Source organism: Kitasatospora sp. NPDC127035 (assembly GCF_042726075.1).
Taxonomy (GTDB): Bacteria; Actinomycetota; Actinomycetes; order Streptomycetales; family Streptomycetaceae; genus Kitasatospora.
The window spans coordinates 149,847-163,133 of the sequence record NZ_JBHXDN010000005.1 but is presented as its reverse complement, the minus strand read 5'-3'; the positions used below and the strand labels follow the sequence as shown (position 1 = coordinate 163,133).

Sequence of the window (13,287 nt, the reverse complement as noted above, 5' to 3'; positions counted from 1 at the left end):
TTCGATCCCCTCCCCCGTCGGAAGATCATTGGCCTGGACCTGCCGAGAGATTTCCACAGACCACATGCCTCGTCAAGGGTTGTCCACGACCTGGCCCGGACAGTCCAACGGTTCGTCAACTACCTTCTGTGACGTGCCAGCTGGGCCGCGCTCCGGGCGGGGTGCGGAGGCCGGTGCGGAGGCGCCCGCAGGCGCCTCCGCAGGGGGTGTCAAGTCGGGCCAAGTTGTCTGTACAGCTCTGGGTTCACTGTCCGTCATCGAAGCGCCATCGAACGGGTCCGTTCCCGTCCATCTCGGGGCCATAGACATAACGGGTCTGGGCCGAACGGAGGCCCAGTGCCCGTGTACAAGGAGTCACCCCCGATGAGTCCGAAGCCCGAACTGTCGCGCCGCACCCTGCTCGGTGGCGCGGCGGCCGCCGCCGTGCTGTCCGCCCTCCCCCTCAGCGTCCGCGAGGCGCTGGCCGCGCCGGCCAAGCCCGGCCGCCTGGCGGACATCCAGCACGTCGTGGTGTTCATGCAGGAGAACCGCGCCTTCGACCACTACTTCGGCACGCTGCCCGGCGTGCGCGGCTTCGGCGACCGGACGGCGGTGCGCGGGGTCAACGGGCGCTCGGTGTTCCACCAGCCCGACCCGAGCCGCAAGGAGGGCCACCTGCTGCCCTTCCCGATGAACGCCGCGCACACCAACGCGTACCAGCAGGGCGCCCCCGCGTTCGGCTTCGTCGACTCGATGAACGCCTGGAACGACGGCCGCGCCGACGGCTCGGTCACCCGCCGCTCCGGCGGCTGGCTCGGCCAGGGCTACTACGAGTCCGCCGACATGCCGTTCTACAACGCGCTCGCCTCGGTGTTCACCACCTGTGACGCCTACTACGCGTCGGTGCAGTGCAACACCAACACCAACCGCGAGCACCTGATGACCGGGACCAGCGGCGGCACCGTACGGGACACCCCGGTGACCGACAACACCGAGATCCCCGGCGGCTACGAGTGGACCACCTACGCCGAGCGGCTGGAGCGGGCCGGCATCAGCTGGAAGACCTACCAGGCGCTGGACAACTTCGACGACAACGCGCTCGCCTGGTTCGCCCCCTTCGTCAAGGCCAAGCCCGGTGAGCCGCTGTACGAGCGCGGCATGCGCGCCGTCGGCGACCCGGCCAAGAAGAGCGACCCGTTCGCGATGGGCGACGCCCTGGTCGAGGCCTTCGCCGCCGACATCCAGGCCGACACGCTGCCGCAGGTCTCGTGGATCGTCGCCCCCGCCGCGCTCTCCGAGCACGCCAACTACGCCCCGCCGAACGGCGAGCACCTGACGGCCCGGCTGCTGGCCGCGCTGGCCGCCAAGCCGGAGGTGTGGGAGAAGACCGTCTTCATCCTCAACTACGACGAGCACGGCGGCTTCTTCGACCACCAGCTGCCCCCCGTCCCGCCGCTGGCCGCCGGCCGCGGCAAGTCCACCGTGTCGGTCGACGGCGAGGTGGTCGTCCGGGTGAGCAAGGGCGGCTCCACCTACCACCGGGTGGTCAGCCAGGAGGGCAAGTACCGGGTGAAGGCGGCCGACGGCTCGCTCGCCTGGTCCGACACGCTGCCCGCCGGGGAGACCCTGGTCTCCGGCCCGTACCCGATGGGCCTCGGCGTCCGGGTGCCGATGATCGTCGTCTCGCCGTGGACCCGTGGCGGCGTGGTGGACTCCACCGTCTACGACCACACCTCGGTGCTGCGCTTCCTGGAGCAGCGCTTCGGCATCCAGGAGCCCAACATCAGCCCCTGGCGCCGGTCGGTCTGCGGCGACCTCACCAACCTCTTCGACTTCTCGGGGCGCGACCCGCGCTGGCCGCAGCTGCCGGACACCAGCGGCAACCGGCAGAAGGTCGTCGACACCGGCAAGCTGCCCGCGCCGACCGTGCCCAACCCGCAGACGTTCCCGCAGCAGCAGCGCGGCACCCGCGCGGCCCGCCCGGCCCCGTACAACCTGCTGGTCAAGCCCCGGCTGAAGGGCGACCAGCTGACCGTCGACTTCGTCAACCAGGGCAAGCAGGGCGCCGTCTTCGCCGTCTACCCCGCCCCCGGTGCCGCGCCGCGCCACTACACGGTCGGCGCGAAGAGCCGCCTCTCCGACGTGTGGACGGTCGGCCAGGACGGCTACGACCTGCGGGTGCACGGCCCCAACGGCGCCTTCTGGCACCTGCGCGGCGACCTCGCCTCCACCTACGAGATCTCGCTCTCCGAGGAGCAGAACGGCAAGGTCCTGGAGGTGGACGTGATCAACCGCTCGCGCACCGCCCAGACCTTCCTGGTCGGCGACCTCGCCTACGGCGACGGGCTGCGCGAGGTCCGGGTCGCGGCCGGCGACGACAAGACCGTCAACGTCAAGGTCGGCCCCGAGGGCTGGTACGACGTGGCGGTGGGCCTGCGCGGCGACGTCTCCTTCCGCCGCCGGATCGCCGGCCGCTTCCCCTGGGACGGCGAGCACCTGTTCACCGACCCGGCGATGGGCCTGACCGACCCGCTGGCGCTGGACGTCGCCCTCAAGGCCGCGTCGACCACCATCGACGAGGCGATCCTGCTGCCCGGCCGCCCGGCCCGGGTCACCGCGCGCTTCACCGCCACCGCCGCGCTGACCTCGATCGAGGCGCAGCCGGTCGTCCCGGCCGGCTGGACGGTCGCCGCCGTCACCGCGCCGCCGGCCGCGCTCGCGGCGGGCGCCACCGCCACCGCGGAGTGGGACGTCACCCCGCCGGCCCAGCTGCCGGACGGTGCCACCCACCGGATCCTGGTCACCGCCCGGGCGCTGGCCGACAACCGGTTCGCCGTCGCCGACGGCGAGATCGCCGCCCGCACCGCGCCGGTGATGGCCGGCCACCTGCTCGGCGAGGACTTCGAGTCGCTGGCCGGCGCGCTCCAGCCGATCTCCGGTGTCCTCGGCTGGACGCCGCAGGCGCCGCAGGGCTGGTCGGTGGTCAACGCGCCGGCGATGCCGCAGGGCACCACCCGGCTCCAGGGCTGGACCTTCCACACCAAGCGCGCCTGGTCCACCCCGGCCGGCCAGGACCGCGGCAACTTCACCCGCGGCCTCGGCATCCTGGCCGTCGCCGACCCGGACGACTGGGACGACACCGGCTCGCCGTCGCGCAAGGGCGTCTTCGACTCCACCCTGGTCTCGCCCGCCGTGCCCGTCCCGGCCGGCACCACGACCCTGCACCTGGCCTTCGACTCGCACTACCGCCAGGAGGCGCCGCAGAAGGCCGCGGTCAGCGCCGTGTTCGACGACGGCTCCGAGGTCCGGCTGGTCCACTACAGCTCGGACGCGACCGGCAACGACAACGCCGGCAAGGACGTCCAGAACACCTTCGTGACCCGGAAGTTCGCCGTCCCGGCGGGCGCCCGCACGGTCACCCTGAAGTTCCGGATGTACGACGCCGGCAACAACTGGTTCTGGGCCGTCGACCACGTCCGTCTCGACACCAAGCCCATCACCGGCTGACCTCTCCCCGCCGGCCGGCTTCCCGGCCGCGGGCCCGACGGCCCGTCCGCACCCCCGCCCCGGGGCGCGGGCGGGCCGTCCGCCGTCGCCGGGCGCTGTCAACAGGCGGAAACCCGTCCCGGGGCGCGGCGGACCGGACCGGAAAGTCACTGTCCGCAGCCGCCCCCTCACCGGTAGGAAAGGGGGGCCGGTGCGGACCGCCCGCACCCGCGAGAGGAGCCGCCTCGTGTCCCGTCTCCGCGCCGCCGCCCTGACCCTCGGCGCCGCCGCCGCCGCGCTCACCCTGACGGCGACCACCGCGCACGCCGCCCCCGGCGACACCCAGGACGTCTGCAACAGCCAGTTCACCCCGAGCGGCTGGGCCGACGTCCAGTGGTGGAACAGCTACGCCTGCGGCCCGGGCTTCAACCCGAACAGCCGAAGGATCATGCAGCTGACCGGCTACCCGATCGGCACCACCGTGAACGTCTGCTCCTCGGCGCTGCCGCCGTCCGGCTGGGTCGAGGTCAGCGCCTTCTACAGCAGCAGCTGCCGCTACTCGGTCACCCCGAGCTTCAACAACAACTCCTGGCAGCTCAAGCGCATCGCCTGACCACCGCCCGCGTGCGAGCGGCGACGGGCCCCCCGGGGGGGGCCCGGGGGGCCCGTCGCCTGTCCGGGGCCGACCGGCCCGCGCCGGGCCGGGGCCCGGGGCCGGGTCGGGGGCCGGGTCGGGGCGACGTGGCGGCAGCCCGGACGGCGCGGCGCCGGGGGACACTGCTCCGGACGGGCCGCAGCGGGCTCCGGTCCGTCCGGACGGCCGGCGATCCGACCCGTCCGGGCGGCCCGCCGCTCCGAACCACCGGATGAGCCTGCGTGCCGCGCAGCCCGAATCGCCCCTGATCCGCCCCTGATCCGCCCCCGAACCAGCCCCGAGCGCCTCTGTCGCCGACCCGGGAGGTCCCGCCATGAACCAGCGCCTGCTCCGCCTCACCGGCGCCGCCACCGCCGTCTACGGTCTCGCCGTCGCCCGCCGCCCCGCCCTGCTCGCCCGCCCCTCCGGCCTCACCGCGCCGGACGGATCGGTCCCCGCCGCCGTCGCCGCGTGCGTGCGCCCGCTGGCCTTCCGCGACGCCGCCTGCGGCCTCGCCATGGCGCTGGCGCCGAACGACTCGGCGCTCCGCGCCGCCACGGCCGTCCGGATCGCCTCGGACTTCGGCGACGCCGCCCTGCTCGCCACCGCCCTCCCGACCCGCCGGCACCGCGTGATGGCGGTCGCGGTCTCGGTCGGCTGGGGCGCACTCTCCGTCGCCGGCCTGCTGACGTCCGGCCGGGATCTCTCCACGCGTCAAGTCTCTTGATGATCGAGAGATAGGATCCGGGCTGTCCACCACCCGCCCCTGTCCGGAGGGCGCCCCGCCATGCCCACTGCCCGTCCCGCCGCCCCGCCGAGCGCGCCGTCCCCCGCCACCCCCGGTGGCCGGCGGCGCCTGCGCCTGCTGGTCCCGCTCGCCCTGCTCGTCGTCTGGCTCGGCCTCGGCGGGGCCTTCGGCTCGTACGCGGGCCGGCTCGGGGAGGTCGCCACCAACGACCGCGCCGCCTTCCTGCCGCGCAGCGCCGAGTCCACCGAGGCCGCGCGTCTCGGCGAGGCGTTCCGGACCACCGACGCGATGCCGGTCGTCATCGTCTGGGAGAGCCGCACCGGCCCCGTCGACGACACCCGCCGCGCCGCCGCCGAGCAGGCCCTCCGGGCCGCCGCGGCCCTGCCCGGAGCCACCGGACGGGTCTCGCCCGCCGTCCCCGCCGAGGACGGCCGAGCCCTCCAGGGCGTCGTCCAGCTGCGCGCCGACCTCGGCCGGGAGACCGCGGACACCGTCCGGGCCGTCCGCGACCTCGCCGCCCGGGTACCCGACACCACCGTCGGCCTGACCGGGCCGGCCGCCATCCTCGCCGACCTGGGCGGAGCCTTCGCCGGCATCGACGGCCTGTTGCTCGGCGTCGCCCTCGGCGTCGTGCTGCTGATCCTGCTCGCCGTCTACCGCAGCGTGCTGCTGCCGCTCCTGGTCATCCTCGGCGCGGTCTTCGCCCTCGGCGTCGCCTGCGCGCTGGTCTACCTGCTCGCCGACCACGACCTGGTCACCGTCGACGGCCAGATCCAGGGCCTGCTGTCGATCCTGGTCATCGGCGCCGCCACCGACTACGGCCTGCTGCTCGCCGCCCGCTTCCGCGAGGAGCTGCACCTGCACGGCGACCGGTTCGCGGCCATGCGCACCGCCTGGCGGCAGTCGGTCGAACCGATCGCCGCCTCCGGTGCCACCGTCGCCCTCGGTCTGCTGGTGCTGCTCCTCTCCGACCTCACGAACAACCGGGCCCTCGGTCCCGTCGGCGCCATCGGCATCGGCTGCGCCGTGCTCTCCGCGCTCACCTTCCTGCCCGCCGCGCTGGTGCTGACCGGCCGCGCCGCCTACTGGCCGGCGCGGCCCGCCGCCGACGGCCGGCCACCGGTGCACGCCGTCTGGGGGCGGATCGCGGCGCTGGTCGCCCGCCGCCCGCGCGCCCTGTGGGCGGGCAGCCTCGCCGTCCTCGCCGCACTGGCCGCCTTCGCCCCGGGACTCGACGCGGGCGGCGTCCCGCAGACCGAACTGTTCGTCAAGGCCCAGCCCTCCGTGGCCGGCCAGCGGCTGCTCTCCGCGCACTTCCCCGGCGGCAGCGGGAACCCCGCCGTGGTGATCGCCGCCGCCGACCGGGCCGAGGCGGTCGCCACGGCCGCCGCCGTCCCCGGCGTGGCCGCCGTCCGCACCGTCACCGCCGGCGCCCCCGGCGGCCCGCCGCTGGTGGTGGACGGCCGGGTCCGCCTGGAGGCGACGCTCGGGGACCCGGCCGACAGCGACGAGGCGATCGCCACCGTGCAGCGCCTGCGGCAGGCCGTGCACGCCGTCCCGGGCGCGGACGCGCTGGTCGGCGGGTACACCGCCCAGCAGTACGACACCCGGGTCACCGCCGACCACGACCGCACACTGATCACCCCGGTGGTGCTGCTCTGCGTCCTCGCCGTGCTGGTCCTGCTGCTGCGCTCGCTGCTCGCGCCCGTGCTGCTCGCCGCCACCGTGGGGCTCTCCTACCTGGCGACGCTCGGTGTGAGCGCGGTGGTGTTCCCGCACGTCTTCGGCTTCTCCGCCGTCGACCCGTCGGTGCCGCTCTACGGGTACGTCTTCCTGGTCGCGCTGGGCGTCGACTACAACATCTTCCTGATGACCAGGGTCCGGGAGGAGGCGCTGCGCATCGGCACGAGGGAGGGGGTGCTGCGGGGGCTCACCGCCACCGGCGGGGTGATCACCTCGGCGGGCGTGGTGCTCGCCGCGACCTTCGCCGCGCTGGGGGTGATCCCGCTGGCGTTCCTCGCCCAGATCGCCTTCATCGTGGCCTTCGGCGTGCTGCTGGACACCCTGCTGGTGCGCTCGCTGCTGGTGCCGGCGCTGGTCCGGGACCTCGGCGACCGCGTCTGGTGGCCCGCCCGGATCGGCCGACCGGCCTCGCGTCCGGCGACGCAGGATCCGACGGTGGAGCGGGTCTGACGGCGGGCCCGCCGGGAGGCGGAACCCCCCGGCCGCCCCGGCGCGCGTCCGAGAGCGTGCGCCGGGGCGGCACCGTTAGGCTGAACGGATTGTCACCCCGTACGCCGGGCAACCCCCGTACCGGCTCGTACCCGACCGGAAGAAGAGCCCTTGCCCGAGCAAGAGGAACAGCAGGGGCGGGAGAAGCCGGAGCCCGGCACGGCGCCGACCGGTGACCACCCCTCGGCCGGCGACCGCTCCTCGCCCGGCACCCCGGCGCTCGGCCGGCTGCTCCAGGACCTCGCCTCCGAGATGAACCTGCTCGGCCACGGTTTCGCCGCCGCCAGCGGTCTGCACACCACCGACGTCCAGGCGCTGCTGGCGGTCATGCGGGCCGCGCCCGGGCCGGGCGGCGACCCGGGCGGGATCACCCCCGGGAGGCTCGGCGAGGAACTGGGCCTCAGCTCCGGGGCGGTCACCGCCGTCCTGGACCGGCTGGAGCGGGCCGGGCACGTCCGGCGGACCAGGGACGCCGCCGACCGCCGGCTCGTGGTGGTGCACTACCTGCCGGGCGCGGGACGGATGGCGGCCGAGTGGTTCGCGCCGGTCGCGCGCCGTACCGAGGAGGTACGGGGGGAGTTCACCCCGGACGAGCTGGCCGCCGTGGCGCGCTTCCTCGGGCGGATCACCGGCGAGCTGGAGGAGCTGCGGCACTCGCGCTGAACGGCCCCCGGCCCTCGGGCCGCCCGAGGGCCGGGATCAGCGCGGAGGGGCGATCCGGGCCCCGCCGTCCAGGACGGCCTCCACGGTGACGGCGCTCCGGGCCGGGCGTTCGACGGCGACGGCGCGGTCCGGCGCCGGCCGGTCGGCCGACCAGTCGGGGCCCTTGACGGCGATCCGGGCGGTCCGGCGGCTTCCGGCGGCCAGCAGGTACTCGGTGCCCTGCGGGGAGCGCCACCACGTCCAGCCGACGGTGTCCTGTTCGAACCGGCTGCACGCCCGGCCGGGCCCGCCGCCGGTCCGCTGCGCCGTCCTGGCCCCGGGCAGCAGGACGGCGGTCGCGGCGCTGCCCTCGCCGTCCCAGCGGTCGGCGCGCAGGCAGACCCAGGCCGCCGTCCCCGCGTTCTGCGGCAGCTGCTGCACGGCGAAGGTCCAGAGGTTGACCTGCCGGACGCCGGGCGTGCCGTCCGGCGCGGCGCACCCGGCGCGCGCCCAGGCCCGGAGCGCGTCCGGGCCGACCGCCTCGCGCGGTGACCCGGCGGGCTGGGTCCGGTCCGGCGGCGGCGTGTAGGTGAGGTGGGCGGGGAGGAGACCGCCGACGTCGGCGAGGAGGAAGGCGTGCTTCTCGGCGATCGCCGGGGAGGAACGCAGTTGGAGCACGGTGTCGCCCTGACAGGTGGCGGTTCCCGGTCCGGCGGCCGGCGGGACGGCGGGGGCGCCGGGCGGTGAGGCCGCCGAGGTACCCGTCGGCCGGGCGGTCGGGGAGACGGCCGGCGCCGTGTCCGGTGCGGACAGCGCCGCGGTCACGCCGTCCGACCGGTCCACCGGGCGGGCGGGGGAGTCGGGCTGGTCGAGCCGGCGGCTGTCGGCCGCCTCGACCCAGGGCGCGAGCAGGTAGCGGGCGGTGGCGCCCCGGCGGCGCAGCACCACCGCCGCCGTGGTGACCGAGGAGCCGTCCGCCCGGGCGAGGTCCAGCCCGCCGCCGCGGCCGTCGGTCCACCGGGCCAGCGTCCGGCCGTCGAACAGCACCACGACGGCGGCGCCGTCGACGGTGCCGGCGAACAGCAGCTGGGGCGGTCCGGCCGGCGGGGCGGCGACGGTGCCCGGTTCCGCCCGGCGCTGCGGGCCCGGCTGGGCCCAGGCGGTGAGCGCCCGGCCGAGCAGGGCGGCGTCGGCGAGGCGGTCACCCCGGGCGGGCCAGGCGGAGAGGTCGATCCGGGCGGTGCGCCGCCAGCGGTCCGCGGCCACCCGGACCAGCCGGGCCGGGTCGGTCGTCGCGGCCCCGGCCGGTCCGGCCGCGTCGCCCGCGGGCGGGACCGGCAGGGCGCGGGCGGCCGGGGCGCGGTCGTCGGCGGGGGCGCCCAGGACGGCCGCCGTGGTGGTGAGCGCCAGTGCCGCGACGGCGAGCACGGCGCCCAGCGTGCGGCGGCGCCGGATCAGGTCGGTGGGCTGGACGCGGACCGCGCACGGGTCGAAGGCGGCCGGCCCCGCGGCCGTGCCCCCGGCGTCCGCGGCGGACCCGTGCTCGGCAAGCAGCCGGGCGGCCCGGTCCACGGCCCCGTCGGGGTGGTCGACCCCGGCGCGTTGCAGCACCGCGGCGGCCCGGCCCGGGGCGATCCCCTCGACGGCGAGCAGTGCGAACGCCGCGCGGACGGGCGCCCCGGTCTCGGCGAGGGCCCGGTCGAGTGCCGCGTCCTCCTCGCCGCCGGTCGGCGTGAACAGCCGCAGTCCCCAGACCCGTGGTGCCAGCAGCCGGCCCGCCGGGCGCGGGCGCAGGGCGGCGCGCAGCACCGTCAGCCGGAGGGCGTCGTACAGCGGGTCCCCGCCGTCGGCCGTCCCGTCCTTGGCCGTCCCGCCGTCGACCGGGTCGGCACCGGGGGCACCGGGCTCGTCGGGGGCACCTGCGGGGTCGACGGGCCGCGTGCGACGGTACGGCAGGGCGTGCTGGACGGCGGTGTGCGCGGCGAGGACCCGGCTGTGCCGGTCCCGGTCGGCCGGCAGGGCGAGGTAGGCGAGCCGGACCAGTCGGCGGTAGTGCCGGACCAGCGCCGCCTCGGCCAGCGCCACCGGTCGAGGGGACGCGTCCGGTCGCCCCTCCCGGCCCGGCTGCGGGTGGCCGTCCGGCTGCGGGTGGGGTCCCGGCCACACCGGCCTCCCGGGCTGCGGGTCCCGGTCGGGCCGCCGGCTCCCGCCGCGGCCCCCGGTCCCGCCCCGGACGCGGCCCGGCCGCCGGATCCGGTCCGGTCCCGCGGGTTCGTCCGGCCGGGCCGGTCCGCCGGCGTTCCGTCGCAGCAACGTGCCCTCCCGAGCCGTGAGATGGATGGTGGCGGAGGGTCCAACGAGTCGATCATGTGATGGTTGCGCCGATCGGGGGAGCCGTCCGTGCCCGTCCCGCCGGGTGGCGGCTCACCCGCCGTGGCCCTGGGTGCCCTCCGCCTGCGCCCGCTCGGTGATCCGGCGCGCCATGCCGCCGAAGACCACGGCGTGGAACGGCGCCACCGACCACCAGTACGCGTGCCCGGCCAGTCCGTGCGGGTGGAACAGCGCCCGCTGCCGGTAGTGGCTGCCGTCCCCGTCGGGACCGACCGACAGCTCCAGCCAGGCGAGGCCGGGCAGCCGCATCTCGGCCCGCAGCCGCAGCAGCCGGCCCGGTACGAGCTCCTCGACCCGCCAGAAGTCCAGCGAGTCGCCGACCCGCAGCCGGTACGGGTCCCGGCGGCCCCGGCGCAGGCCGACCCCGCCGACCAGCCGGTCCAGCCAGCCGCGCAGTGCCCAGCCCAGGGGGAAGGAGTACCAGCCGTTCTCCCCGCCGATGCCCTCCACCACCCGCCAGAGGGCGGCCGGTCCGGCGTCCACCCGGAGCTCCCGGACGTCCTCGTAGAGGCTCCCGCCCGCCCAGTCCGGGTCGGTGGGCAGCGGGTCGCTGGGCGCCCCGGGCAGGGAGGCGGAGGACCAGCGGGTGACGACCTCCGCGTCCTGGATCCGGCGCAGCGCCAGCCGGACCGCCTCGTCGAACCCGGTGGCGCCGCCGGGAGGGTCCGGCAGGTAGCGGACGAGGTCGTGTTCCGCGCAGACCACCTCGTACCGCAGCGACTCCACCAGCGGGCGGGCGATCCGGTTCGGCACCGGCGTGACCAGGCCGACCCAGTGGCTGGAGAGGCGGGGCGTCAGGACCGGCACGGCGACGATCAGCCGCCGGGGCAGCCCGGCGACGGCGGCGTAGCGCTCCATCATCCGGCGGTAGGTCAGGACCTCCGGGCCGCCGATGTCGAACGCCCGGTTCACCTCGGGGGGCAGCGTGGCCGACCCGGTCAGCAGCCGCAGCACGTCCCGGACGGCGATCGGCTGGATCCGGGTGTCCACCCAGCTGGGGGTGACCATCACCGGCAGCCGTTCGGTGAGGTGACGGAGCATCTCGAACGACGCCGAACCGGAGCCGATGATCACGGCGGCCCGCAGCTCGGCCGTCGGTACGCCGCTCTCCCGCAGCATCCGGCCGACCTCGGCGCGCGAGCGCAGGTGCGGAGAGAGCCGGTCGGGGTTCACCCCGGCGGGGACGAGCCCGCCCAGGTAGACGATCCGCCGCACGCCGGCCCGGGCCGCCGCCTGCCCGAAGGCCCGGGCGGCGTCCCGGTCGGTGGCCTCGAAGTCGGGGCCGGTGCCCAGCGAGTGCACCAGGTAGTACGCGACCTCGACGCCGGCGAAGGCGTCCGCGAGGCTCTCCGGCCGGGTGACGTCCCCGGCGACGGCCTCGACCCGGGCCCGCCAGGGGTGGTCGCGCAGCCGGCCCGGGTCGCGGGCCAGGCAGCGGACGGAGTGCCCGGCGGCGAGCAGTTCCGGTACCAGCCGGCCGCCGATGTAGCCGGTGGCGCCGGTGACCAGGCAGAGCCGGCCGGGTGCGCTCCGGCCGCCGTCGGCGGGGTCGGGGGCCGGGTCGGCGGCGTCGGCGGTGGTCCCGCCGCCGACGGGGCCGGTGCCGCCGGTGGATCGCGGGTCGGCGGGGGTGCTGTCGGCGGCGTTCACGGTGGCTCCCGGGAGGGCGGGGACAGGGGTCAGAAGGCGTACCTGACGCGCAACCAGGGCGCGTGCCGCCCGATGAGCGTTCGCAGCTCGTCGAGCGCGGCGGCCTTGGTCCCGAGGCGGTAGCGGACGTTCAGGTCACCGTTCTGCGACCGCTTGGGCTCCTGGAGGGCGGGGCGCCACAGCACCTCCTCGGCCCGGGGGTGCCAGCCGAGGTTGACCTCGTGGAGCGCGCGGTTGTGGGTCAGCATGATGATCTCCGCCGCCGCCTGCGCCTTGACCGCCGCGGGCAGGGTGTCGTCCATCCGGCGCAGCAGCTCGGCCCAGTCGGCCTGCCAGCCGGCGCGCAGCACGACGGGCGACAGGTTGAAGTGCACCTCGTAGCCGGCCGCGAGGAAGTCGCCGGCCGCCGCGATCCGGTCCGGCACGGGTGCGGCGCGGACGTCGAGCAGCCGCGCGTCGGCCGGGGGCATCACCGAGAAGCGGATCCGGGTCCGGCCGCGCGGGTCCAGGTCGAGCAGCGCGGGGTTGACCCACTTGGTGGCGAACGAGGCCTTGGCGGTCGGCCAGTGCCGGAAGGCGCGGACCAGGTCGGCGGTGTTCTCGCAGAGCAGGGCGTCCACCGCGCAGTCGTTGTTCTCCCCGATGTCGTAGACCCAGGCGGCGGGGTCGCACTGGTTGGGTGCGGGCTTGCGGCCCTGGCGCCGGACGTGCCCGGCGAGGTACCCGATGATCCTGTCGATGTTGGTGAACAGCGTGACCGGGTTGGCGTAGCCCTTGCGGCGGGGGACGTAGCAGTACGCGCAGGCCAGGGCGCAGCCGTTGGCGGAGCTGGGCGCGATCCAGTCGGCCGAACGCCCGTTGGGCCGGGCCGCCAGCGACTTCTTCACCCCGAGCACCAGGACCTCCCGCTTGATCCGGGCCCACCGCTCGACGTTGCCGGCGTTGCCGTGCAGGTGCGGGATCTGCCAGTGCGAGGGCACCTCGATCACCTCGGCCTGCGGGAAGCCGGCCAGTACCTCGCGGCCCCGGACGGAGGCGGCGGCCTCGGGCTCGGCGTAGACGTAGCGGATGTCGAAGGGCTGGGGCGGCCGGGGCGGCCTGACGGCGGGTGGCACGGGCGGGGACCTCCTGACAGGGTGATGCTGTTCGATCTTCGGAGCCGGCGCCCCCGTGGACGGGTCCGGCCCCGCAGGGTCTGTCCGGTCAGGTCCGCCCGTGCGTTTCGGTCCGCCCGGTGCGGGCCCGTCCGGTGCGGGCCCGTCCGGACGGCCGGTGGCGGGCCGTGGCGGGCCGGACCGCCGTGCGTCCCCTCGGGGCCTGGACGGATCCGCCCGCCGCGTCGCGCCGGGAAGCGGGAAGGCCGTTCCGGAAAGTCGGGGCAATCCACCGGGCACGCGGCCTCGAAGACCCGGTGCCCCAACCGTACGACCGTCCCGGCCGCCCCCGCGCCGCCGGGGCACTGGAGGAACGATGCCGACCAACCGCCCACCGGGCGGCCAGCCCGTCCGTGCCACGCGACCGGGGG

General features: G+C 76.3%; 8 protein-coding genes. 5 read left to right on the top strand and 3 right to left on the bottom strand.

Features of this window, described 5'->3' with window-relative positions:
- The first annotated feature begins 363 nt into the window (after positions 1-363).
- From ACFWIC_RS04855 to ACFWIC_RS04835, 5 genes are all read left to right on the top strand, one after another.
- Positions 364-3,486 carry a phosphocholine-specific phospholipase C gene (locus ACFWIC_RS04855; RefSeq protein WP_329952820.1) on the top strand — a complete coding sequence of 1,041 codons (3,123 nt, stop codon included), beginning with the start codon at positions 364-366 and terminating at the stop codon, positions 3,484-3,486.
- Between the two features lie 226 nt (positions 3,487-3,712).
- The gene (locus ACFWIC_RS04850; protein WP_329881155.1) at positions 3,713-4,078 is read left to right on the top strand and encodes a hypothetical protein; all 366 of its coding nucleotides are present in this window, start codon (positions 3,713-3,715) and stop codon (positions 4,076-4,078) included.
- Positions 4,079-4,433: 355 nt separating this feature from the next.
- Entirely contained in the window at positions 4,434-4,826 is a 393-nt protein-coding gene (locus ACFWIC_RS04845) for a hypothetical protein (RefSeq protein WP_329881153.1), read from the top strand.
- A 60-nt stretch (positions 4,827-4,886) separates the two neighbouring features.
- Positions 4,887-7,040 (top strand): MMPL family transporter, encoded by a 2,154-nt coding sequence (locus tag ACFWIC_RS04840; protein WP_380515834.1) that lies wholly within the window; start codon positions 4,887-4,889, stop codon positions 7,038-7,040.
- A gap of 150 nt (positions 7,041-7,190) precedes the next feature.
- Positions 7,191-7,742 (top strand): MarR family winged helix-turn-helix transcriptional regulator, encoded by a 552-nt coding sequence (locus tag ACFWIC_RS04835; RefSeq protein ID WP_355408073.1) that lies wholly within the window; start codon positions 7,191-7,193, stop codon positions 7,740-7,742.
- 36 nt (positions 7,743-7,778) lie between these two features.
- On the opposite strand, the gene ACFWIC_RS04830 is transcribed toward ACFWIC_RS04835, so the two are convergent.
- From ACFWIC_RS04830 to ACFWIC_RS04820, 3 genes are all read right to left on the bottom strand, one after another.
- A complete protein-coding gene (locus ACFWIC_RS04830) occupies positions 7,779-9,806 on the bottom strand; it encodes a hypothetical protein (protein WP_380515831.1) in 2,028 nt (675 codons plus the stop codon).
- A gap of 339 nt (positions 9,807-10,145) precedes the next feature.
- Entirely contained in the window at positions 10,146-11,621 is a 1,476-nt protein-coding gene (locus ACFWIC_RS04825; protein ID WP_380515916.1) for an SDR family oxidoreductase, read from the bottom strand.
- 170 nt (positions 11,622-11,791) lie between these two features.
- A complete protein-coding gene (locus ACFWIC_RS04820; protein WP_380364378.1) occupies positions 11,792-12,877 on the bottom strand; it encodes a spore photoproduct lyase family protein in 1,086 nt (361 codons plus the stop codon).
- Between the last annotated feature and the right edge of the window lie 410 nt (positions 12,878-13,287).